Annotated in this window: 19 protein-coding genes and 1 riboswitch; of the genes, 9 read left to right on the forward strand and 10 right to left on the reverse strand. The window is 71.8% G+C overall.

Features of this window, described 5'->3' with window-relative positions; genetic code table 11:
- Positions 1-29 precede the first annotated feature (29 nt).
- Entirely contained in the window at positions 30-1610 is a 1581-nt protein-coding gene (gene guaA, locus ACH4G3_RS24465) for a glutamine-hydrolyzing GMP synthase (protein WP_397626493.1), read from the forward strand.
- A 3-nt stretch (positions 1611-1613) separates the two neighbouring features.
- Here the strand turns inward: guaA and ACH4G3_RS24470 are convergent, their stop codons facing one another.
- Entirely contained in the window at positions 1614-2087 is a 474-nt protein-coding gene (locus ACH4G3_RS24470; RefSeq protein WP_397626494.1) for a pyridoxamine 5'-phosphate oxidase family protein, read from the reverse strand.
- A gap of 231 nt (positions 2088-2318) precedes the next feature.
- On the opposite strand from ACH4G3_RS24470, the gene ACH4G3_RS24475 reads away from it, so the two are divergent.
- Positions 2319-3113, forward strand: coding sequence for a class II aldolase/adducin family protein (locus ACH4G3_RS24475; RefSeq protein WP_397626495.1), 795 nt, complete (start codon positions 2319-2321; stop codon positions 3111-3113).
- A gap of 10 nt (positions 3114-3123) precedes the next feature.
- Here the strand turns inward: ACH4G3_RS24475 and ACH4G3_RS24480 are convergent, their stop codons facing one another.
- On the reverse strand, positions 3124-4020 hold the full coding sequence (locus tag ACH4G3_RS24480; protein ID WP_397626496.1) for a DUF4429 domain-containing protein: 897 nt from the start codon (positions 4018-4020) through the stop codon (positions 3124-3126).
- 321 nt (positions 4021-4341) lie between these two features.
- On the opposite strand from ACH4G3_RS24480, the gene ACH4G3_RS24485 reads away from it, so the two are divergent.
- Together ACH4G3_RS24485 and ACH4G3_RS24490 are read left to right on the forward strand one after the other, a co-directional pair.
- Positions 4342-5616 (forward strand): hypothetical protein, encoded by a 1275-nt coding sequence (locus ACH4G3_RS24485; RefSeq protein WP_397626719.1) that lies wholly within the window; start codon positions 4342-4344, stop codon positions 5614-5616.
- Between the two features lie 108 nt (positions 5617-5724).
- Complete coding sequence (locus tag ACH4G3_RS24490) at positions 5725-6255, forward strand: DoxX family membrane protein (protein WP_397626497.1); 531 nt, start codon at positions 5725-5727, stop codon at positions 6253-6255.
- Between the two features lie 33 nt (positions 6256-6288).
- Here ACH4G3_RS24490 and ACH4G3_RS24495 read toward each other — a convergent pair whose 3' ends face one another.
- Positions 6289-6528 carry a hypothetical protein gene (locus ACH4G3_RS24495; protein WP_397626498.1) on the reverse strand — a complete coding sequence of 80 codons (240 nt, stop codon included), beginning with the start codon at positions 6526-6528 and terminating at the stop codon, positions 6289-6291.
- Complete coding sequence (locus tag ACH4G3_RS24500) at positions 6515-7915, reverse strand: PspC domain-containing protein (protein WP_397626499.1); 1401 nt, start codon at positions 7913-7915, stop codon at positions 6515-6517. The genes ACH4G3_RS24495 and ACH4G3_RS24500 overlap by 14 nt, the downstream gene beginning before the upstream one ends.
- Positions 7916-8092: 177 nt before the next feature.
- Between ACH4G3_RS24500 and ACH4G3_RS24505 the strand changes: the two genes are divergently transcribed.
- Together ACH4G3_RS24505 and ACH4G3_RS24510 are read left to right on the forward strand one after the other, a co-directional pair.
- Positions 8093-9385, forward strand: a complete 1293-nt coding sequence (locus ACH4G3_RS24505; RefSeq protein ID WP_397626500.1) for an ATP-binding protein — start codon at positions 8093-8095, stop codon at positions 9383-9385.
- Positions 9382-10125 (forward strand): LuxR C-terminal-related transcriptional regulator, encoded by a 744-nt coding sequence (locus tag ACH4G3_RS24510; protein WP_397626501.1) that lies wholly within the window; start codon positions 9382-9384, stop codon positions 10123-10125. The genes ACH4G3_RS24505 and ACH4G3_RS24510 overlap by 4 nt, the downstream gene beginning before the upstream one ends.
- 17 nt (positions 10126-10142) lie before the next feature.
- Here the strand turns inward: ACH4G3_RS24510 and ACH4G3_RS24515 are convergent, their stop codons facing one another.
- Complete coding sequence (locus tag ACH4G3_RS24515; protein ID WP_397626502.1) at positions 10143-11210, reverse strand: C40 family peptidase; 1068 nt, start codon at positions 11208-11210, stop codon at positions 10143-10145.
- Positions 11211-11634: 424 nt separating this feature from the next.
- Between ACH4G3_RS24515 and ACH4G3_RS24520 the strand changes: the two genes are divergently transcribed.
- Positions 11635-11988 (forward strand): hypothetical protein, encoded by a 354-nt coding sequence (locus ACH4G3_RS24520; protein ID WP_397626503.1) that lies wholly within the window; start codon positions 11635-11637, stop codon positions 11986-11988.
- Here the strand turns inward: ACH4G3_RS24520 and ACH4G3_RS24525 are convergent.
- The gene (locus ACH4G3_RS24525) at positions 11966-12979 is read right to left on the reverse strand and encodes an SLAC1 family transporter (RefSeq protein WP_397626504.1); all 1014 of its coding nucleotides are present in this window, start codon (positions 12977-12979) and stop codon (positions 11966-11968) included. The genes ACH4G3_RS24520 and ACH4G3_RS24525 overlap by 23 nt on opposite strands.
- A 122-nt stretch (positions 12980-13101) precedes the next feature.
- Complete coding sequence (locus tag ACH4G3_RS24530; protein WP_397626505.1) at positions 13102-14271, reverse strand: C40 family peptidase; 1170 nt, start codon at positions 14269-14271, stop codon at positions 13102-13104.
- Positions 14272-14279: 8 nt separating this feature from the next.
- Positions 14280-14454, reverse strand: a riboswitch (cyclic di-AMP (ydaO/yuaA leader).
- 290 nt (positions 14455-14744) lie between these two features.
- Here ACH4G3_RS24530 and pcrA point away from each other — a divergent pair.
- Entirely contained in the window at positions 14745-17222 is a 2478-nt protein-coding gene (gene pcrA, locus ACH4G3_RS24535) for a DNA helicase PcrA (RefSeq protein ID WP_397626506.1), read from the forward strand.
- 52 nt (positions 17223-17274) lie between these two features.
- Here pcrA and ACH4G3_RS24540 read toward each other — a convergent pair whose 3' ends face one another.
- The gene (locus ACH4G3_RS24540; protein ID WP_397626507.1) at positions 17275-18810 is read right to left on the reverse strand and encodes a M23 family metallopeptidase; all 1536 of its coding nucleotides are present in this window, start codon (positions 18808-18810) and stop codon (positions 17275-17277) included.
- 219 nt (positions 18811-19029) lie between these two features.
- A complete protein-coding gene (locus ACH4G3_RS24545) occupies positions 19030-19893 on the reverse strand; it encodes an esterase/lipase family protein (RefSeq protein ID WP_397626508.1) in 864 nt (287 codons plus the stop codon).
- A 509-nt stretch (positions 19894-20402) separates the two neighbouring features.
- On the opposite strand from ACH4G3_RS24545, the gene ACH4G3_RS24550 reads away from it, so the two are divergent.
- Positions 20403-20819, forward strand: a complete 417-nt coding sequence (locus ACH4G3_RS24550; RefSeq protein ID WP_397626509.1) for a coenzyme B12-dependent isobutyryl CoA mutase small subunit — start codon at positions 20403-20405, stop codon at positions 20817-20819.
- 116 nt (positions 20820-20935) lie between these two features.
- On the opposite strand, the gene ACH4G3_RS24555 is transcribed toward ACH4G3_RS24550, so the two are convergent.
- Positions 20936-22567 carry a DUF5691 domain-containing protein gene (locus tag ACH4G3_RS24555; protein ID WP_397626510.1) on the reverse strand — a complete coding sequence of 544 codons (1632 nt, stop codon included), beginning with the start codon at positions 22565-22567 and terminating at the stop codon, positions 20936-20938.
- Positions 22568-22638: the final 71 nt, after the last annotated feature.

Below are 22638 nucleotides of genomic sequence, written 5' to 3' on the forward strand. Positions count from 1 at the left end.
ACCCCCGCCCCACCGCCGGAAGGCACCCTGTGTCATCAGCGACTCCCGCTGCCAGCGCCGCCGACACCGTCCTGGTCGTCGACTTCGGCGCGCAGTACGCCCAGCTCATCGCCCGTCGTGTCCGCGAGGCGCGGGTCTACAGCGAGATCGTGCCGAGCACCATGCCGGTCGCCGAGATGCTCGCCAAGAACCCCGCGGCGATCATCCTCTCCGGCGGCCCCTCGTCGGTCTACGAGGAAGGCGCCCCGCGCCTGGACCGCGCGCTCTTCGAGGCCGGCGTCCCCGTCTTCGGCATGTGCTACGGCTTCCAGCTGATGGCACAGACCCTCGGCGGCACCGTCGACAACACCGGTGCCCGCGAGTACGGCCGCACCGACCTGCACGTCTCGAAGTCGTCCTCCACCCTCTTCGAGGGCACCCCCGCCGAGCAGGCCGTCTGGATGTCGCACGGCGACGCCTGCTCCGCCGCCCCCGAGGGCTTCTCCGTGACGGCCTCCACGGACGTCGTGCCGGTCGCCGCGTTCGAGAACGACGAGAAGAAGCTGTACGGCGTCCAGTACCACCCCGAGGTGATGCACTCCACGCACGGGCAGCAGGTGCTGGAGCACTTCCTGTACCGGGGCGCCGGCCTGACCCCGTCCTGGACCACGGGCAGCGTGATCGAGGAGCAGGTCGCCGCGATCCGTGAGCAGGTCGGCGACAGGCGCGCCATCTGCGGGCTGTCCGGCGGCGTGGACTCCGCGGTCGCCGCGGCCCTCGTCCAGAAGGCCATCGGCTCCCAGCTGACCTGCGTGTACGTGGACCACGGCCTGATGCGCAAGGGCGAGACCGAGCAGGTCGAGAAGGACTTCGTGGCCGCGACCGGCGTGCAGCTGAAGGTCGTGGACGCCGAGGAGCGGTTCCTCAAGGCGCTCGCCGGGGTCTCCGACCCCGAGGAGAAGCGGAAGATCATCGGCCGTGAGTTCATCCGGGTCTTCGAGCAGGCCCAGGCCGAGATCATCGCGGACGAGGGCCCGGCGGTGGAGTTCCTCGTCCAGGGCACCCTCTACCCCGACGTGGTCGAGTCCGGCGGCGGCACCGGCACCGCCAACATCAAGTCCCACCACAACGTGGGCGGTCTCCCCGAGGACCTCGAGTTCCAGCTGATCGAGCCGCTGCGCAAGCTCTTCAAGGACGAGGTCCGCATGGTCGGCCAGGAGCTCGGCCTGCCGGAGGAGATCGTCCAGCGCCAGCCCTTCCCCGGCCCCGGCCTCGGCATCCGGATCGTCGGCGAGGTCACCAAGGAGCGCCTGGACCTGCTGCGCGAGGCCGACGCCATCGCCCGCGAGGAGCTCACGGCGGCCGGCCTCGACCGGGACATCTGGCAGTGCCCGGTGGTCCTGCTCGCGGACGTCCGCAGCGTCGGCGTCCAGGGCGACGGCCGTACGTACGGCCACCCGATCGTCCTGCGGCCCGTCTCCTCCGAGGACGCGATGACCGCCGACTGGTCGCGCCTGCCGTACGACGTCCTCGCCCGGATCTCCACGCGCATCACCAACGAGGTCAAGGACGTCAACCGGGTTGTCCTCGACGTCACCTCGAAGCCCCCGGGGACGATCGAGTGGGAGTGACCCCTACGTGCGCTTGATCGTGCGCAGGGGCTCACCGGGCGTCCAGATCTGGACGACGAGGTATTTGTCGTCCTCGACGTAGGTCCGCACGACCTCCGTGAGCTCGGTGCTGAAGAGGTGGAACGGCTCCGGCGGTTCCACCTCTTCGACGTACCGCGCCTTCGTCTCCACGTCGTCGACCTCGATGGCCCGCCCGCTGATCCGCACGTCGCCGCCGCCCATGCCCGTGCCCTCCCCGGGGTTCGCCTGGAGCGCGAAGCGCGGGTCGCGGCGCAGGTCGAGCGCCTTGAGCGAGTCCGGCATCATGCCGAGCCACAGCTCGCCGTTCAGGAACCGCACCTCCAGGCCGCTGGTGCGGGGCGAGCCGTCCTTCCGGAGGGTGGCGAGGACGTGGTGGGTGTAGGCGCCGAAGCGCTTCTCGACGGTGTCGGCCAGATCCGGTTCGGCGGTGGCGAAAGCCGCCCAGTTCGCTGTCATACGGAGAGTCTGGCGCCGAAAACCGACATCTTCTGTCGGCTATTCGTGGGGTGGGAGAGACCGGGGGCGAACGGGGTGCGCACGGGTGCTCGTCGGCGCGCACGGGTACTCGTGGGCGCTGACGGAGCGTTCGCCGGGGCGCTCGTCTCATCTTCACCAAACGGTTCTGTTCTTTCCGGCCCGACCGGCGGTAGCTTCCGCCCCGTACGTTGAACCAGCGCTGGAGGACCTATGCACGGGCCCACCCCGCCCCTGCCGCTGCCCACCGACCGGCTGCGGTTCGCGATGCCGCCCATGCACGAGTCGGTCGAGGACGAGCGCCGGCACCGCAAGGAACGGCTCGCGGGCGCCCTGCGGATCTTCGGGCGGCTCGGCTACGAGGACGGCGTGTCCGGGCACATCACCGCCCGCGACCCCGAGTACACCGACTGCTTCTGGGTCAACCCGTTCGGGATGCCCTTCCGGCACGTCACCGTGAGCGACCTGGTGCTCGCCAACCAGGACGGCCAGGTCGTCGACGGCGGCTACCACGTCAACCAGGCCGCCTTCACCGTGCACGCCCAGGTCCACGCCGCCCGCCCCGACGTGGTCGCCGTCGCCCACTGCCACTCGGTGCACGGCCGGGCGCTCGCCGCCCTCGGCGAGCTGCTGGAGCCGATCACCCAGGAGAGCTGCGCCTTCTACGAGGACCACGCCCTCTACGACGCCTACACCGGCGTCGCCGTCGACGCCGAGGAGGGGCGGCGCATCGCGGCCGCGCTCGGCTCCCGCAAGGCGCTCGTGCTGCGGAACCACGGCCTGCTGACCGTCGGCGACTCGGTGGACGCCGCCGCCTGGTGGTTCGTGTCGATGGAACGGTCCTGTCAGGTGCAGCTGACGGCGCAGGCCGCCGGGCGGCCGGTCCGCATCGACCACCGGATGGCGGTCGCGACACGGGAACAGCTGGGCGGCGACCTGGTGGCGTGGATCAATTACCAGCCGATGTGGCAGGAGGTCAGCCGGAGCGAGCCGGATCTGCTGAGCTGAGCGGCCGCCGTCAGAAGCCGCGGAGCACCACGGCCTTCGTCCTGGCGAACTCCTCGTCGGTGAGCACACCGTCCCGGTGCAGCTCGCCCAACTCGCGCAGGCGGCGCAGCAGTACGTCGTGGTGGTCGGCCGCGGGCGGTACGGCGGGGGCCCGGCGGGGGCCGTGCGCGCCGGCCTCCTGGTTCCCGGCCGCGGCGCGGGTGGACGGGTGCGGCAGCCGGGCGGTGACCGCCGTCGCGACCAGCGCGGTCAGCAGGTCGCGGCGGACGCTGCCCCACAGGTCCAGGGCGTACGGATCCTTCTCCGGCGGCAGTTTCGAGAACACCGTCTCGCGGGTCACGAAACGCAGAAAGCCGTCATCGTGGCCCGAGTTCGGCAGCCACTCGACCCGCACCAGGTCGCCCAGGTCGATGATGCGCGGGCCGGTGGCGCGTTTGACCCGCTCGGAGGTGTCGGCCCAGTCGATGCGTACCCGGGTCCCGTCGAAGGAGACCGTCCCGTCGGACGAGCGCACCGACACCGGAACCGGCGGACCGGGCAGCAGGTAGGCCTTCGCCGGTTCCTTCGGGACCTGGTCGAGAAGCAGCGCGCGGCGGATCTCCTCGGCGACGTACTCGGCGACCCCCGTCCGGTCGACCTCCACCGCCAGCCGGTACGGATTCGCCGCGTCCGGCAGCCGCCCCCCGGTCGCCTGGAGCAGCGGGTCGGCGCCCTCCCGCAGCCGCAACCGGAGCCGTCCGCGCTTGCGTTCCGGTTCGAGGACGACACCCGAGACCGCCTCCAGCGGCACGGAGACCTCACCGTACGTCTGCCGGAACAGCGGCACGGAGCGGTGCAGACCGGGCGTGATCCGGACCGTACTGCCGTCGAAGGCCCAGGTCCCGTCACGCTGGATGATCTCGGCCATAAGGGAATTCTCGCAGCCGGGTCAACACGGCACGCCGAACTTCACCCGTGTTGACCAGACGGGGCGGACGCGGACCCGGTGGTGACGGGATAATCCGCTGTCGTCGCACGGGAGTTGTACAGCGGTGTTTCCGGGGTCCGGAAGACCGACGGTGGTTGGGTCGCGGGAAGGCGGGCGTCGGGCGTGACGGTGCGCGAGGCGGGACAGGGCGGTGCGGACGCGGGTGCTTATGCGGGGCGGTACACGGGTGGAGCCGCGGGTGTGTATGCCGGTGGGTACGCGGGCGGGCGCGACGGCGTGCGGGGGAGTGTGCCGGGAGGTATGGACGGCGGCGGCCACGGTGGTGTGCACGACGCTGGGCATGGAGGGGGGTGCGCCTGCGGGGACTGCCCGCACGGGGCGCGTGAGGGGCACCGGAGGGCCGTCGCCGCGTTTCTGCGCAGGCGCGACGAGTTCGCGGCCGGGCACGGGCTGCCCGCCGCGGTGGCCCACTCCGCCTCGGCTTCCCGGCAGTGGGTCTCGGAGGAACTGGCGCAGTCCGCTGAACTCGTCGCCGAGCGCGGCCGGGCCGAGGGCCAGGCCTGGTTGGCCGGCCTGTGGCGCCGCACGGCGGGTGTCGTGTGGGCGGCCGTCGTACTGTTGCTGCTCGGCCAGTCCCTCACCGCGGTCGGCGCCGGCTGGACTTCGGCGCGCACGGCCGGGCTGGCCGCCGCGCTGGTGGTCGCCGGGGCGCTGACGGCGGCGTCATGGTTCCACCGGGCGAAGGGCGGTGCGCTGGCGCCCTTCATCGGTGAGGACAACCGGCTGTCCACCTCCCGTACGGTCGCCGGGGCGTGGGTGCTGTTCGTGGCCTACTCGGTGCTCGTGCTGGCCGGGCGGCTGGCGGGCGCCTCCCGGCACACGGACCGGGACGCGCTGCTCTCCGGGCTGGAACTCGCTCGCGGGGCGGGGGTGGTGACCGTGCTTGCCGTGGTGTGCGGGATCGCCGTGCTCGTGCGGCGAGTGGTCGGTCTTCGGGTGCTGGGGCAACGGCTCCAGAAGGTACCCGCCGACCGGCCGCGAGCCGCCGACCTGCTGACCGACGACGCGGGCCGGGGCACCTTCGCCGACATCCAGTACGTGGTGATCAGCGCCGTCGCCCTGGTCTTCGCCGCGGTACGGCTGGCCAGGCGGCCGGACCAGTTGCCGGATCTGCCGTGGGGGCTGGCGGTGGTGGTCCTGGTGTCGGCGGCGACGTACCTGGCCGGCAAGTACGCGGAGGGCGGCCGGCCGGTCATCCTCTCCGTCGTGCGGTCACGGGAGGCGGGTGACCTGGACGGGCCGATCCGCACGGGCGACGACATCGAGATCCGGGGCTCCGGGTTCGTGCCGCCGGGTGCGCAGGGGCCGGACCGGCTGGCCCGGATGGTCGTCCGCGTCGGTGCCGTACATGTGCACGTGCCGTTGGTGCCGGTGCCCGGGGGTTTCGACAACCCGACGAACACGCTGCTGACCGTGCCGGTACCGGCGGATGTCGAGCCGGGGCGGGTGGAGGTGCAGGTGGTCACGGCGGCGGGCGTGGAGACGAACCGGTATGCGGTCGACGTGACGGAATGACGGCCCCAGTAACAAAAGCCGCCGCACAGGATTGAGCCGGGTCGGTTTGTCGTACGTATGGTCGTTGAGGGGGTCTCGGCACCGGCGGGCGAGAGGCGGCTAGCAGCGATGACTCACGGTATGAGAACGGACACGCACACCCCCCACTTCGGCGACGGAGGAGACTGGCGGGACACCGCCGTCCGCTACGCCCTCCTTCCCCTACGGGTCTTCCTCGGCGTCACCTTCATCTACGCCGGCCTGGACAAACTCACCGACAGTGCCTTCATGAAGGACGCCGGTTCCGGCTCGATCGGTGACATGATGCGTGCCGTCCGGGACTCCTCCGCCATCCCCGCCCTGGTGGACCTCTCTCTGAAGAGCCCTGTCGGCTTCGGATATGCCATCGCCTTCGGAGAACTGGCCGTCGGCATCGGCACCCTGCTCGGCCTCCTCGCCCGTCTGGCCGCACTCGGCGGCGCGCTGATCTCCCTCAGCCTGTGGCTGACCGTGAGCTGGGCCTCCGACCCGTACTACTACGGCAACGACCTCGCCTACCTCATGGCCTGGATCCCCCTCGTGCTCGCCGGCGCTCCCCTGTTCTCCGTGGACGCCGCCTTGCGGTCGCGGCGACGGCAGCGGACAGGGGGTTACCGGTAGCGCCCGGGGGCTGCGCGGTGGGCGTGGCCTGCGTCAGGCGGCCATGTCCGGGCCGGGCTCGTCGGTGGTACGGCCCGCCGCCCGGCGCCGGCGTATCCGGCCCGTCACGAACGCCACCGCGCCGGCCAGGAAGAGCCCGCCCGTGACGAGGGGTATCGCCACGAACCACGGCGTCTCCCAGGCGCCGCCCGCGTCACCGGCGTAGAGGACGCCCGCCAGGGCGAGGACGGTGCCGGCGACCAGCTTCCCGGGCTGGAGTTCATGACGCAGCACGGGCCACCTCCGCCTGTCCCATGCCGACCTGGAGATCCAGGTCGATGGTGCCCGACTTCTCGACGCCCTGGGCGGGGGAGAGGGTTATCTCCTTGTGCCGGCCCGGTTTCACGTCCACGTCCTTCTCGTCGTCGCCCGGCAGCTGGAGGTCTCCGATCCCCACGTCGACGCTCAGCCGCACGGTCACGTCCTCGGGCACGAGCACCTTCACCCGGCCCACGCCGACTTCGGCGCGGGTCGTGACGGTCTGGTCCCGGTCCACGGCCACCTTGGTCAGGTCCAGGGTGCCGACGCCCGTGCCCAGGTCGTACTGCCGGTGTACGCCCGCCACCGTCGTGGGCTGCCAGGTCGTGCGTTCCCACTGCGTGCCGATGTCCTTGGGCAGTGCCGCCGAGCCGGCGAGCAGACCGGCCGTGATGATCGCCAGGAGGATCGAGCCGGCGCCGGTCCGCCCCAGGAAGGCGCTGACCGCTATGCCCAGGCCCAGAACGGCGAGCGCACAGGACAGGCCGGTCTGCAGACTCGTACCGAGCGGGTGCTGGTCCCACGTCAGGCTCGTGCCCAGCGCGCCCGCGAGCAGGGCCAGCAGGAAGACCCAGCCGCCGATCCGGCGGGGGCCGCGCCGCTCGGGCGGCCGCGTGCGCGGGACGGGTATGTCCTCGCGGTCGCCGGCCTGGGTGCCGAGGCTGATGTTGATGGCCGCGGCGACGTCCAGGTCGCGGGTGTCGCGCGGGCCCCAGAGGTAGCCCGTGCCACCGATGTGGGTGCCGTCCTTGACGATGGGATCGCGCCACCAGGACGGGTAGGTGATACCCACCGGCGGCGCCTGGGGTTCGGGCGGGGCGTCGGCGGCGGCCTGGGCGGCCAGCGGGTCGGGGCTGGGCGCACCGCGCTGGCGCGACCAGTAACCGGCGCCCGCGAGGAGGAGGGAGAGGACGACGGCGAAGGTCAGCACCCCGCCGTTGTTCAGCAACGTCAGGAACACACCGCAGCCGACCAGCGCGAACAGCACCGCTGTCAGGGCCTGGCCGTCGACACGGCCGGTCAGCAGCTTGCGCACCTCGTTCTCGTCCTCGTCGTCGTACGGGACGACGAGCCAGGCGAAGCCGTAGAAGAGGAGGCCGATGCCGCCGGTGGCGGACAGCACCGCGAGGGTGATCCGGAAGATCACCGGGTCCATGTCGCACTGCCGCCCGAGCCCGGCGCAGACGCCGGCCAGGGCCTTGTGGCGGCGGTCGCGCCGGAACCTGTGCGGTGGTCCGGGCGGGGCGGCCTCCCCCACGGGGCCGGCCGCGGCGGGCGCGGCATCCTGCGGCCCGGCGCCCGGGGCGGGGCGCGGGCCGGAGCCGGGTCCCGGACCCGTCGCGGCGTGCTCGTGATCGGTCATGGGTCCATGGTGACGGGCGCGGCGGCCCCGCGGCAGCCGGAATGACCCTGGCCGGACCCTGATATCGGCCCTGAGGGACGGCTCGGGAAGCGTTCGAAGGCCTGGGCTCGGAGATCAGGGGAGTCTTAGGGGCCGACCCTGATGCTCCGGACTTCCGGCCGTGTGACCATCAATGGCATGTCGGAAGCCGCAGCAGCGCCACTCGCCGAACCGCGGCCGCCGCGCAAGCTCTACCGCAGCAGTGACGGACGCTGGCTCGGTGGTGTGGCGCGAGGGCTCGCCGGGCACCTCGGGCTGCCCGTGATCTGGGTCCGGCTCGTCTTCATCGGCCTGTTCATGGCCGACGGTCTCGGCGCGCTGTTGTACGCCGCGTTCTGGTTCTTCGTCCCGCTCGGCGTCGGCGGCGTCGAGGCGCAGAAGCCGCCGTCGCCGGTCGCATCGGAGACCGCGCCCGACGGCCGCCGCAGACTCGTCGCCCGCAGACCCGACAAGGGCCAGATCGTGGCCCTGCTCCTCATGGTCGTCGTGGCCATGGTGTTCGTGGGCAATGTGAACCTCAGCGGCGGGGCCAGGGCGTACCTCTGGCCCATGGTGCTCGTCGGCGCGGGCGTCGCCCTGGTCTGGCGGCAGGCCGACAACGCCCGCAGGGCCCGCTGGGCCGAGGTCGGCCGCCGTCGGCGTACGGTCACGCTGCTGCGCTCCGTGGGCGGTGTGCTGCTGGTGACGGCCGGTGTCTCCGGCATCTTCGTCATGCAGGGCTCCGCCGCCCACCTCGGCTCCGTCCTGCAGGCGGCGCTCGCGGTCCTCGTCGGGATAACGCTTCTCGCCGGGCCGTATCTGGTGCGCATGACCCAGGACCTCTCCGAGGAGCGCCTGATGCGCATCCGTGCCCAGGAGCGCGCGGAGGTCGCCGCGCATGTGCACGACTCGGTGCTGCACACCCTCACCCTGATCCAGCGCAACGCGGAGAACGCGAGCGAGGTGCGCCGCCTCGCCCGCGCCCAGGAGCGCGACCTGCGCACCTGGCTGTACAAGCCGGAGGGCACGGGCAAGGACGAGGCCGACGAACCCACGACCCTCGCCGACGCCGTGCGGCGCAACGCGGCGGAGGTGGAGGACAAGCACGGCGTGCCCATCGAGGTCGTGGTCGTCGGCGACTGCCCGCTCGACGAGAGAATCGGCGCGCAGATGCAGGCCGCGCGCGAAGCAATGGTGAACGCCGCCAAGTACGGTGGCGAGGGCGGAGCCGTACAGGTCTTCGCCGAGGTCGAGGGGAAGACGGTCTTCGTGTCCGTCCGGGACCGCGGCCCCGGCTTCGACCTCGACTCGATACCCGCCGACCGGATGGGTGTCAGAGAATCGATCATCGGCCGCATGGAGCGCAACGGCGGTACGGCGCGACTGCGCGCGGTGCCGGACGGCGGCACGGAGGTCGAGCTGGAGATGGAGAGGGCGGAGAAGACGTCATGAGCGACCCGACCGAGGAGAACGGTACGGCGGGATCGGCGGAGGCGGCCGGGTCCGCGGAGTCGGACGGCGGCACCGGCGGTCGCCGTGTGCGCGTGGTCCTCGTCGACGACCACCGCATGTTCCGTACGGGGGTCCAGGCCGAGATCGGGCAGACCGAGCAGACCGGAGTCGAGGTCGTCGGCGAGGCCGCGGACGTCGACCAGGCGGTCACGGTCATCACAGCGACCCGGCCCGAGGTGGTCCTCCTCGACGTGCACCTGCCCGGTGGCGGCGGTGTCGAAGTGCTGCGCCGCTGCGCCCCGTTGATGGCCGACGCCGAGCAGCCCGTCCGTTTCCTCGCGCTGTCCGTGTCGGACGCCGCCGAGGACGTGATCGGCGTGATCCGCGGCGGGGCCCGTGGGTACGTCACCAAGACGATCACCGGTACGGACCTCGTCGACTCCATCTTCCGTGTGCAGGAGGGCGACGCGGTCTTCTCCCCGCGGCTGGCCGGGTTCGTCCTCGACGCCTTCGCCTCCACGGACGCGCCGCCGGTCGACGAGGACCTGGACCGCCTCACCCAGCGCGAGCGCGAGGTGCTGCGGCTCATCGCCCGGGGATACGCGTACAAGGAGATCGCCAAGCAGCTGTTCATCTCCGTGAAGACGGTCGAGTCGCATGTCTCGGCGGTCCTGCGCAAGCTCCAGCTCTCCAACCGGCACGAGCTGACGCGCTGGGCGACGGCCCGCCGGCTGGTGTGACCCGGGCGCGGCCCTGGTCAGACCACCCGGGTGGCACCCGTGAACGGCATCTCGTCGAGCGGGGCGACCCGGACCGGGGCGGAGGGGCTCGGGGCGTGGATCATCCGGCCGTCGCCCACATAGATGCCGACGTGACTGATACCGGCGTAGAAGAACACCAGGTCCCCGGGGAGCAGTTCGGAGCGGGAGACGCGGCGGCCCGCGTCGATCTGGGAGTACGTCGTGCGGGGCAGGGAGACGCCCGCGGAGCGGTACGCGGCCTGGACGAGGCCCGAGCAGTCGAAGGCGTTCGGGCCGGTCGCGCCCCAGACATAGGGGCTGCCGAGCTTCCGGTAGGCGTAGGACACGGCGGCGGCCGCGCGGGAGTTGGGCGCCTGTGCGCGGACGGACCCTGGGGCGGTCAGGCTGTCACGCGCACCCGTCGAGGAGCGTGAGGCGCGGCCCGTGCCCCTCGTGTCGCCGATGCGGGCACGTTCCTGCGCGGTGAGCCGGGACAGCAGCTGACGCGCGGATCCCAGCTTGCCGGTGATCGTCTTCTTGTGCCGTCGCAGCTCCGTCTGCCGCGATTTCAGGGAGGTCAGCTCGATGTGGGCGGCCCCGCGCAGCTGCTCGATCTCCCGGAGCTGCCGGCGTACGCGCGCGACATCGGCCCGCTGCCGGTTGCCGGCCCGCTCGACGAACTCGGCGTTGTCGAGGTACCGGTCGGGATCGTCGGACAGGGCGAGCTGGAGCGCGGGGTCGAGGCCGCCCGCGCGGTACTGGGCGGCGGCGACCGAACCCAGTGCCTCGCGTGCGGAGTTGAGCCGTTCCTCCTTGCGTGCCGCCTGGTCCTGGAGGTCCTTCAGCCGCCGTCCGGCCGCCTCGGCCTTCTCCTTCGCGCCGTTGTACTTCTCGGTGGCGACCTCCGCCTCCTGGTACAGCTCGTCCACCTTGGCCTTGACCTGCCCGGGGGTGAGCTCGGGTTCGGCGTGTCCGGTGCCGTCGAGACCCGTCGCGGTCGCCGCGCCCGCGAGGGCGATCGTGGCGGCCGTACGGGCCGTGTTGCCGCTCGCGGAGTGCCGGCGGGGCTTGCGGTGCGCTGCCACCTGGGGGCCACGTCCTTTCCTGCGACCGCCGACGGGTGCGTACGGCCGCCAGGGGGAGCGGACGGGCGGCCTGCGCGTCCGGCGGCGGCCCGCACAGGGGAAGCGGACCGCCGCCGGATCTTCTCGGCGGTGGCGTCCGACTGCCGCCCCTGGCCCGGGCGGCGGTGGGGAGCCGGACACCTGGGGGAGGACGCTAAACGTCGCCGCGGCGGCCCGGTGGCGGCTGCGCGGAAGTGTCCCGAGAGGACCGGCGGTGACCGTATGCGACCGTGCCCTCGTCCCGCCGCCGTCGACTTGACTCAGCGTGATGACCGATGCGCCGAATCATGGGTTCGAGGCGGCGGGCGGGTGCTATGGGGCGCATATATGCACCCGACGGGCCGGTGTCGGGCGGCTGTGGAGCCCCTGATTAGGCTCCGGCCTCATGGACGTACTCATCCACCTCTTCGTCGGCCTCCACATCATCGGCATCGCATCCCTCCTCGGCGGTTTCCTCACCCAGATGAAGGCGATGGGCGAGGGCACCGCCCGCTACACCCCCGCGATGCTGCACGGCGCGCTGACGATGCTGGTCACCGGTGTGATCCTGGTCGGCCTCAACCAGGCCGACGACCAGTCCGTGAACAACATCAAGATCGGCGTGAAGCTGGCCCTGCTGATCGTGATCCTCGGCCTGGTCTACGTGAAGCGGGACGACGAGCAGGTGGACAAGGGCCTGTTCGGCCTCGTCGGGGCGCTGACCACGGCGAACGTCTTCATCGCCGTGCTCTGGACCTGACCCGGCCGGGCACGGCGCAGGCCCGGGCCGAGGCGACCGTCCAGGCGGTGACCACGAGCCACGCGGCCACCGAGACCCACAGCAGTACCTCCCCCAGGCCGTCGAGCCAGGAGACGTCGAGGGCGGCGGCGACGGCCAGTGCGGCCGTCGCCGTCATGGCCCAGGTGAACACGGTCGCCCAGCGGCGGATGTCGGTGCGGGGCCGGGGCCGAAGGAACTCGGCGGCGAGCAGGACGGCGCAGCAGACCAGTGTGAGCACGAGCAGCGCGACCGTCACATGGCTCAGGGTGCCGCGGTCGTCGACGTTCCACAGGTACAGCTGCGCGCTGTCGGAGCTGATCAGCCGTGCCCCGGCCAGCGCCGAGAGCGCGAGCGCCCCGGCCACGAGCCAGTGGTCGCCGCGCCCCTCCGCCACCTGCCGCACGTCGAAACGGGCCAGGGCGAGGACGTACAGCACGAGCCCCAGCCAGAACAGCACCAGCGCCGCGTGGGCCAGCCAGGCGGCCGACTCGGCAGCGGCGAGCGTGGCGCCGAGCACGGCGAGCCCCTGTGTGGCCATGCAGCGCGTGAACACGGTCCCGGGCCTGCGCCGCTCCCCGTCCTGCGCGGGGAGGGCCAGCGGCACGGGCCAGAGCAGTACGGCCAGCACCAGCAGGGCCGCGGCCAGAGCCTGCGAGCCGGCCGCCGAGAAGCCGGTGCCCAGGACGGCCGTCGCCGCCACGGTGGTGAGGGCGGCCGCCGCCACGGTGTCCACAAGGCCCGGCACCCCCGCGTACGACCGCCACCTCGTGCCGGCCGGCAGCAGCCGCAGGGTGAAGTCCGCGGCGAGCATCAGCCAGGCCGCGCAGGCCACGCCGAGGGCGATACGGGAGAGGACGCCGTACCCCGCCAGATCCAGACCGACCGACAGGGTGCCGGTCGTCAGTACGGCGGCACTGGCGGACGGCGCGCGCTGCGCCCACCAGTCGGTGGAGGGGGAGGGGCCGGGCATGGGGCCGATGCTAGGAGGCGCCGCGCGCGATGTGAGCGGGGCACGCGCGGGCGCCTCAAAAACGCGCGAGCGCCCTCACGCGCGCGTGCCCTCAGTGATCCGCATGCCGTGACCTACGGCCCTCAGGCGGGCCGCACCACGCTGTGGATCGCCGACTCGCCGTCGTAGTAGATCGACTCCTCGCGCACGTAGGTGCCGGGCTTCGGGGCGTGGATCATCATGCCGTTGCCGATGTAGATGCCGACGTGGGTGACGTCGTCGTAGAAGAAGACCAGGTCACCGGGCTGGGCGTCGGCCAGCGGGACCGTGGTGCCGGCGTTGACCTGGTCGTAGGTCGTGCGCGGCAGGGTGACGCCCGCGGCCTTCCAGGCGGCCTGGGTGAGGCCGGAGCAGTCGTAGGAACCGGGGCCGACGGCGCCCCAGACGTACGGCTTGCCGATCTGGGCACGGGCGAAGGCGAGCGCCTTCTCGGCCTTGGTGGCGTAGGAGGAGTCGGCCGGGGCTGTCGAGGAGGACGAGCCGGAGCCGGCCGACGAGGAGCCGCTGTCCTGCTGCTGGGCGGCCTCCTCCTGCGCCTTCTGCTGCGCGGCCTGCTGCCGGGCCAGCTCGGCGGCCTTGCGGGCGGCCTCCTGCTGCTTCTCCCTCTCGATCGCCGCGAGCCGCGCCTTCTCCTCGGCGGTCAGCTTCGACAGCAGCTCGCGGGCGTCGGCGAGCTTTTGCTGGACGGTCGCCTTGGCCGTCTTCAGGTCGCCCTGCGTCTCGGTCAGCGTCTCGAGGCTCTCGGTGGCCTCCTGGCGCTTCTTCATCGTCTCGGACTGCTGGGTGACGTAGTCGTCGACCGCGACCTTCTGACGGCCGGTCATCCGGTCCATCAGCTGGGTCTGGTCGAAGTAGTCCTGCGGGGTGTCCGCGAGCAGGAACGTCGCCGTGTCCGGGGCGGAGGCGCCGGTGCGGTACTGGGCGGCGGCGAAGGAACCGAGTTCCTCCCGTGCCTCGTTGAGCTTCTGGGTGCGCTTGGCGACGTCGTCGAGAAGGGTGTCGACGCGCTTTCGCTGCTTGGTGGTCTTTTCCTTGGCCGAGTTGTACTTGTCGGTCGCCGACTCGGCCTGGCGGTACAGGTCGTCGACCTTCTTCTCGACTTCCTCGAGACTCGGCTTGCCGTCGGCCTCGGGGGCGGCGTTGGCCGACTGGGACAGCAGGGCCACGGACGTGAGGGCCGCCGTTGCGAGGGCGGGGGTCCGTATGCCTGCGACGCGCGTACCAGCGGGACGCGACTTGCGGTGCGACGCCAAGGGAGGCGACTCCTTCCATGCTCCGCCTACCGGGTTAGCTGTCGGGTTCGGGCGGGTACATCGGAAGGGTTGCCCTACGGCCGTCTCCGTGGAGGGAGTCGGGCCGATTCACCCCAGAGTTTCTCGGTTGGGTCCCCGGCTCCGGCTGCCGCTGCGGCACACCGGACTCGGCGGAGGCCGCGCGGCCCGGCGACGTTCGCCGGTGGGGGTCGTGCGGCCTGCCCGCACGGTAGCCAACTGGTGTGGCCCTTGTGAAGGTTGATGGGTGATATGCCCGATACATTTTCGTGACCTTATCCCGGAGCGTCGCCGAGAGTGACCGGTCAAGGGGGGTTGGTCACGAGTCGTCCATAATCGTGACGTCTGTAGCGGACTGTGATCATGCGGGGATGCAGGGTGACGAAGGGGTCGTTTCGGCGATGTTCTCAGGGCGGCGGCGGGCTGTCAGTGGGGCGCCCTAGACTCGGAGAGCGATGAGCAGCCTCTTTGACGACAGCTTCCTGGCGGACCTCCAGGCCCAGCGGGGCCCCGCGGACGAGCCCCCGCCGCCACCCGAGGACGATCACGTACCGGAGCCGGTTCCGGACGATCTGTTCGGCGGGAAGTTCGACGTGCCCCCGGACCGGGACGCCTATTACCGCGACGGCGCCCCGCGCCCGGTGGTGGACACCGCCGCCCTCCTGGAGGGGCTGAACGACAACCAGCGCGCCGCCGTCGTGCACTCCGGCTCCCCGCTGCTCATCGTGGCCGGCGCCGGCTCCGGCAAGACCCGCGTGCTCACGCACCGCATCGCCCACCTGCTCGCCGAGCGGGGCGTGCACCCGGGCCAGATCCTCGCGATCACCTTCACCAACAAGGCCGCGGGCGAGATGAAGGAGCGCGTCGAGCAGCTCGTCGGCCCACGGGCGAACGCGATGTGGGTGATGACCTTCCACAGCGCGTGCGTGCGCATCCTGCGGCGCGAGAGCAAGAAGCTCGGCTTCACGTCCTCCTTCTCGATCTACGACGCCGCCGACTCCAAGCGCCTGATGGCCCTGGTCTGCCGCGACCTCGACCTCGACCCCAAGCGCTTCCCGCCGAAGTCCTTCAGCGCCAAGATCAGCAACCTGAAGAACGAGCTGATCGACGAGGAGGACTTCGCCGCCCAGGCCACGGACGGCTTCGAGAAGACCCTCGCCCAGGCCTACGCGATGTACCAGTCGCGGCTGCGCGAGGCGAACGCCCTCGACTTCGACGACCTGATCATGACGACGGTCAACCTGCTGCGCGCCTTCCCGGACGTCGCCGAGCACTACCGCCGCCGCTTCCGCCACGTGCTGGTGGACGAGTACCAGGACACCAACCACGCCCAGTACGCCCTCGTGCGGGAGCTCGTCGGCACCTCCGAGCACCCCGTCGACGTACCGCCCGAGGCCGAGGTCCCGCCCGCCGAGCTGTGCGTCGTGGGTGACGCAGACCAGTCGATCTACGCCTTCCGCGGCGCGACGATCCGCAACATCCTCCAGTTCGAGGAGGACTACCCGGACGCGACGACGATCCTGCTGGAGCAGAACTACCGCTCCACCCAGACGATCCTCAGCGCGGCCAACGCGGTCATCGAGCGCAACGAGTCCCGCCGCCCCAAGAACCTGTGGACCAACGCGGGCGCGGGCGCCACGATCACCGGGTACGTCGCCGACACCGAGCACGACGAGGCGCAGTTCGTCGCCGACGAGATAGACCGCCTCACGGACGCCGGCGAGGCGAAGGCCGGCGACGTCGCGGTGTTCTACCGCACCAACGCCCAGTCCCGTGTCTTCGAAGAGATCTTCATCCGCGTCGGCCTGCCCTACAAGGTCGTCGGCGGGGTCCGCTTCTACGAGCGCAAGGAGGTCCGGGACGTCCTGGCCTACCTGCGCGTGCTGGCCAACCCGGAGGACTCGGTGCCGCTGCGCCGGATCCTCAACGTCCCCAAGCGGGGCATCGGCGACCGCGCCGAGGCGATGATCGACGCCCTCGCCCAGCGGGAGAAGATCAGCTTCCCGCAGGCGCTGAAGCGTGTGGACGAGGCGTACGGCATGGCCGCGCGCTCCACCAACGCCGTCAAGCGGTTCAACACGCTGATGGAGGACCTCCGGACGATCGTCGAGTCCGGCGCCGGACCGGCCACCGTGCTGGAGGCCGTCCTGGAACGCACCGGGTACCTCGCCGAGTTGCAGGCCTCCACCGACCCGCAGGACGAGACCCGGATCGAGAACCTCCAGGAACTCGCCGCCGTCGCCATGGAGTTCGAGCAGGAACGCGGCGAGGACGAGCAGGGGACACTGTCCGACTTCCTCGAACAGGTCGCGCTGGTCGCCGACTCCGACCAGATCCCCGACGAGGAGGACGGCGACGGCGTCATCACGCTGATGACCCTGCACACCGCCAAGGGCCTGGAGTTCCCGGTCGTCTTCCTCACCGGCATGGAGGACGGCGTCTTCCCGCACATGCGCGCCCTCGGCCAGACCAAGGAGCTGGAGGAGGAGCGGCGCCTGGCGTACGTCGGGATCACGCGCGCGCGGGAACGGCTGTATCTGACGCGGTCCACGCTGCGCAGCGCCTGGGGCCAGCCGTCGTACAACCCGCCCTCCCGCTTCCTGGAGGAGATCCCGCCGGCCTACGTGGAATGGAAGCGGACGGGAGCCACCGCGCCCGCGTCCTCCGGCCCGGTCTCCGGGGTGGCGGCCTCTCTGTCGTCGTCCCGCTCGCGTTCGTCCGCGTCGGGCGCGTCCGGTTTCGCCACGCGCCGGACCTCCGAGAAGCCGGTCGTGTCCCTGGCGGTCGGGGACCGGGTCACGCACGACCAGTTCGGGCTCGGGACCGTCGTGGCGGTGAAGGGTACGGGCGGGAACGCGGAGGCGACCATCGACTTCGGGGACACCAAGCCGAAGCGCCTGCTGCTGCGGTACGCGCCGGTGGAGAAGCTGTAGTCGGACCGGATCAGCCCCCGCCCGACGGGCGGGGGCTGCGGGCTGGGGGACGTTACGTCGGGTCGATGCCGTGGCTGCGCAGCCACGGGAGCGGGTCGATCGCCGAGCCGCCGGCCGGGCGCACCTCGAAGTGCAGATGAGGGCCGGTCGAGTTGCCGGAGTTGCCGGAGCGTGCGATCGGATCGCCCGCCTTCACGGTCGTACCGGAGGGGACCGTGTAGGTGGAGAGGTGGCAGTACCACGTCTCCGTGCCGTCCTTCGCGGTCACGATCATCATGTTGCCGTACGCGCTGTTCCACTGCGTGCGGACCGTGCCGTCGGTCGCGGCCATCACGGTCGTGCCGTACGAGACGGGGAAGTCGATGCCGGTGTGCAGGGACATCCAGTTGATGCCGGACTGGCCGTAGTAGGCGCTGAGTCCGTGCCGGGCGACCGGCAGGGCGAACTTGGGGCGCAGCCGTTCCTTGCGGGCCGCCTCCTCCGCCGCGCGCTTGCGCTCGGCCGCCTGCTGGGCCTTGAGGTCGATGCGCTCCTGCGTACGGCTGGCCCGGTCGGCGAAGTCGTCCGCGCCGGCGGCGAGGCTCTGGAGCTGCGTGTCCAGCTTGTTGTTGGCGGTGGCCGGTTTCACCGGCTGCACGTCCGCCGCGGTCGTCTGCGCCTCCGCGGCGCCGTCGTCGGTGAAGGTGCCGACGGAAGCGGCGGCGATGCCCGCGACGCCCATGACACACGCCGAGGGCACCGCGATGGTCAGCAGCGCCGAGCGCTTGGGCGGCGTACGGCGGCGGGAACGGGACCCGGCGCGCGAGGCCGCCCGTGAGCCGGCGCGCGGGCTCACCTCTTCCTGGCCGTCCAGCAGCGGGGCGACGGTGGGCAGTTCGCCGGTGGCCGGCTCGCCGCCGTCGGTGGCGGGGTCGTGGTAGGTGGCCCCGTCGGCTTCGTCGTAGGTGACCTGCTCGAACGTCGCGGTCTCGTGCTGCTCGAAGGTTTCGCCGTGCTGCTCGTACGCGTCGGGGGCCGGGGCGCCGGCGCCGTCGGTGTTCCACTGCGTGGCGTCGTAGGCACCGGTGTCGAAGGCCTGCGTGCCCCATTCCCACTGCTGGGTCTGGTCGGCCGGATTGCCGGACTGGTCGGGCTGGAGCCAGGCACCGGCGTCCCACTGCCCGGTGCTGTCCGGGGAGGTGGCCTGCGACGGGATGACCGAGAGCGGCTGCTGCGCGGCCGTCCAGGTCGTCGTGTCGTAGACGCCGGTGTCGTAGGCGGCGTGGTGCTGGGCCGCGTACGCGTCGTAGTGCGGGTTGTCCTGCGTGCCGGTGGGCCAGTGGCCGGTGTCGTACGTGCCCGTGTCGTGACCGCTGCCCGGCATGTCGCCGAAGAGGGGGTCGGTGGCGAACGTCGCGGTGGTGTGGCCGGTGGCCTCGAAACCGGTGCCGTCCGTACCGGTGGCGTCAAATCCGGTGGCGGCGTAGTCGCCGTACGTGGTGAAGTCGCCGTACTGGGCTTCCTGGGTGCCGTACGACGCGTAGTGCGCCGAGTCGGCGTCGGAAGCCGGAGCCGGGGTCATGGTCCCCGACGGGTGACGGTCGTTCACCAACTTCTCTTTCGCCTCGACAACAGGGGCTGCCAGAGCAGTGCGGCGACTGTACCCGGCGGTACGCGGGCACGACAATCTTCGGCAGGTTTCGCGCGCGCAGGAAACGGGCATTCGGCCGTGTTTTGGCGGACTGCGGGCACGGGCTTGGCCCTGTGTTCGAAGTTTGTTCGAGGTCGGTCGGTGCTTCGACGCTGTGTGCCGGCTGTATGACGAGTCTCAGGCCACCGTCAGACCATCGGTCCGGCCGGCGGACGGTTCACCCGGGCGGGCCGTGTCGAGAACCTGCCGTATCCCGTTGGCGACGGCGGGGTGCACCGGCAGGGCGAGGTGACCGATGCCGGTCACCCGCACGTTCTGCACCGTCAGATCCGGATGGTCGATGCAGGCCGTCTCCAACGGGTCCATCACGTGGTCCAGGTCGCTCCAGAAGCTGACGAAGTGCGTACGGCAGCCCGGGGCCGGCCGAGTGAGCTCCTCGAGCACCGGTGAGCCGGGGCGCATCTGGCGCACGATGGGGTGCGCGTTGGCCAGGGGCACCACCCGGGTGCCCGAGTGCGGCGTGCCGAGTGTCACGAGGGTCCGCACGCGCGTGTCGCCGCCGAGCCGCTGCACGTAGTAACGCGCGATCAGGCCGCCGAGGCTGTGACCTACGACGTCGACCTGCTGGGCTCCGGTGCGCTCGCAGACCTCCTCTATGTGGCGGCCGAGCAGCTCGGCCGCGGCGCGTATGTCGCAGGTCAGCGGCGAGTAGTTGAGGGACTCGATCTGCTGCCTGCCGTGCTGGGCGAGGCTGCGGCGCAGCAGGACGAAGACCGAGCGGTTGTCGATGAAGCCGTGCAGCAGGACGACGGGAGGCTTGGCCTCCGTGGGCAGTTGGGCGGCTCCGGCCGTGGGCAGGGCCGGGGTGGGGGTCCGCCGCTCCTGCGTGATGCCGGAGGGATAGAGGAGGAGATGCCCGGCCAGGATCGCGATCTCCAGGGCGGTGGCCTTCAGGAGTGCCAGGGAGAGTCCCGCCAGCCGGCTCGGCAGCAGACGCTGGCAGAACGGAAGAAAGGGCAGAGCAGCCCCGGTGACCTTCATGGCCGACCTCCTGTCGGCATGCGGGAGGCCAGCCGCCCCCCGTATGCCCTCGTGGAAAGCAGCGGCGAAGACGGCTGATGACTGCGTGAGCGGCGTGAGCCGCGGGGTCGGAGCGCGGCTTGTGGCGCGTGTGACGCCGGTGGTGCGACGAGGTCCCCTGTCGGTGCTGCGACGAGGTTCCCCGCTGTTGCGCCGTGTCTGCCCTGCGTGCTGTGCGTGCCCTGCGTGTCCCGCGTTCCTTCCCCGAAGTGCCGTACCGCCGCCGTGCGTGGTGGGTGGGGCGGTGGTACGGCGACCTCGTCGCGGCTCCCCTTGCGCTTGTCCCATCGTGTGATTTCCCCCTCGGTCCACACCGCGAAACTGCCGGTCGCGGGATCCTGGAGATAACGTTCGTTCACTTGCCCGGACGAATCGGGGCAGGGTGTCCGTGCGGTGCGGCGTGTACGGCAAGCGCGATATGTGCGGTACTTGTCGATACGGATGGATGTAGTCGCTTCATGGAGGCAGTGATGGGTGTGGCAGCCGGTCCGATCCGCGTGGTGGTGGCCAAGCCGGGCCTCGACGGCCACGATCGCGGAGCCAAGGTCATCGCGCGGGCCCTGCGCGACGCCGGTATGGAGGTCATCTACACCGGGCTCCACCAGACTCCCGAGCAGATCGTCGACACGGCGCTCCAGGAGGACGCCGACGCGATCGGGCTGTCCGTCCTCTCCGGCGCGCACAACACGCTCTTCGCGGCGGTGATCGACCTGCTCAAGGAGCGGGACGCGGAGGACATCCTGGTCTTCGGCGGCGGGATCATCCCCGAGGCGGACATTCCCCTGCTGAAGGAGAAGGGCGTCGCGGAGATCTTCACGCCGGGCGCGACGACGGCGTCGATCGTGGACTGGGTCCGGGCGAACGCACGCCAGCCGGCCGGGGCGTAGGCCTCCGGCGGCGGTGCCGGGGTGCGGGCCGGTGCCCCGGAGTGTCAGCGAGTCGTTCTGGTCTGCCAGGGTCGGCCTCGGTGGGTGGCTACCGGGCTCCGTGACGCGGGCCGGGGTCAGGAAGTGTTCAGCTCCTCCGCCATCGCCGCGCGCAGGCGCAACGTCGTGACCAGGCGCTGGAAGGCCTCCGCCCAGTAGCCGCCGGCGCCGGGAGACGCGTTCTCCGGCTCGTCCGGTACGGCCAGCAGACCGTCGAGGCGGGCGGCCTCGGACGGGTCCAGGCAGCGCTCCGCCAGGCCCATGACTCCGCTGAAACTCCATGGATAACTCCCCGCGTCCCGCGCGATGTTGAGCGCGTCCACCACGGCCCGGCCGAGCGGCGGCGCCCACGGCACCGCGCACACCCCGAGCAGCTGAAACGCCTCGGACAGGCCGTGCGTCGCGATGAAGCCGGCCACCCACTCGGCCCGCTCGGCCGCGTCCAGCGTGCCGAGCAGCTTGGCGCGTTCGGCCAGGGACACCGCGCCCGGGCCGCCCGCCTCCGGTGCCGAGGGCTCTCCGAGCAGCGCGCGCGACCACTCGGCGTCCCGCTGGCGGACGGCGGCCCGGCACCACGCAGCGTGCAGTTCGCCCTGCCAGTCGTCGGTGACCGGCAGTGCCACGATCTCCCGGGGTGTCCGCCCGCCCAGCCGCCGTGACCAGGTCCCGAGCGGAGCCGCCTCCACCAATTGGCCGAACCACCACGAACGTTCACCCCGGCCGGCCGGCGCCTTCGCCACGACGCCGTCGCGCTCCATGCCCGGGTCGCACTCGTGAGGCGCTTCGACGGTGATCGTCGGCGTGGCCATGACGGGCTGCATGTGGTCGATGGCGACGCACGCCTCCGCCCTGACCGCCATCCGTGCCGCGAGCGCCGAACCGGGCAGCGCCGACAGCAGCTCCGCCGCCGTCGCCCGGACGTTGCGGCTGCGGTCGGCCAGGGCCTGTTCCAGGAACGGCTCGTCGTCCGGGCCCAGGCGCGTGCGCAGGGAGTCGAGGAACATCAACCGGTCCTCGGCCCGTTCCGTCGCCCAGGTCGTCGCGAGCAGTTCGCGCGCCGCGGCCGGGTCATGGGAGCGCAGGGCGGACAGGAGGGCGACCCGTTCGGCGAACAGTCCCTCCTGCCACAGCTGCCGGATGCCGTCGTCGTCGGCGAGATGCGGCAGGGCCGCTCCACCGCCCGGAGTCGAGCGCAGGGCGAACCGCCAGTCCGGGTTCAGCCGGGCCAGCCACAGGGCCCGCGGCCCCGCGAACTCCAGCGCCGCCGGCCGCAGGTCGGTACGCCCCCGAGCCGCGTCCAGCAGTGCGGGCAGCAGCTGCGGAGGCGGGGCGAAACCACGGGCGTTGGCCGCCGCGAGCCACTGGGGCAGCAACTCCGTCAGGTCGGGCGTGGTGCCTCGGCGGCCGCCACCGGATGCGCCGGGGCGGTCGGCCAGCAGTATGGCGAGTCTGTGGGCGGCCGCCTGGGGCAGCGGCGGGCGCGGGTCATCCGGTGCCGGTTGCGGACGCTCGGCCGCCCGCGCCGGACGCAGACCGGCCCGTCGTCGTACGGTCTCCACGGCCGCCGCGTCCAGCAGGGCCACCGGTGCCTCCGGGCCCGGACCGGTGCCCGGCGGGGTGCGCCGGTCCGTGCCCAGCAGTGCCGTGGTGACGAGACCCTCCCAGGCGCCCGTCGCGGGCGCGTCCACAGGAGCGGAGGTCCTGGTCATGAGCTTCCTTTCCGTGCGGCGCCCGGGGGTGGTTGAAGGCTCACCCTTACCGGTTGTCCCGGGATGCCTGA

Origin of the sequence: Streptomyces afghaniensis (genome assembly GCF_044327915.1) — a bacterium.
Lineage (GTDB): Bacteria > Actinomycetota > Actinomycetes > Streptomycetales > Streptomycetaceae > Streptomyces > Streptomyces afghaniensis.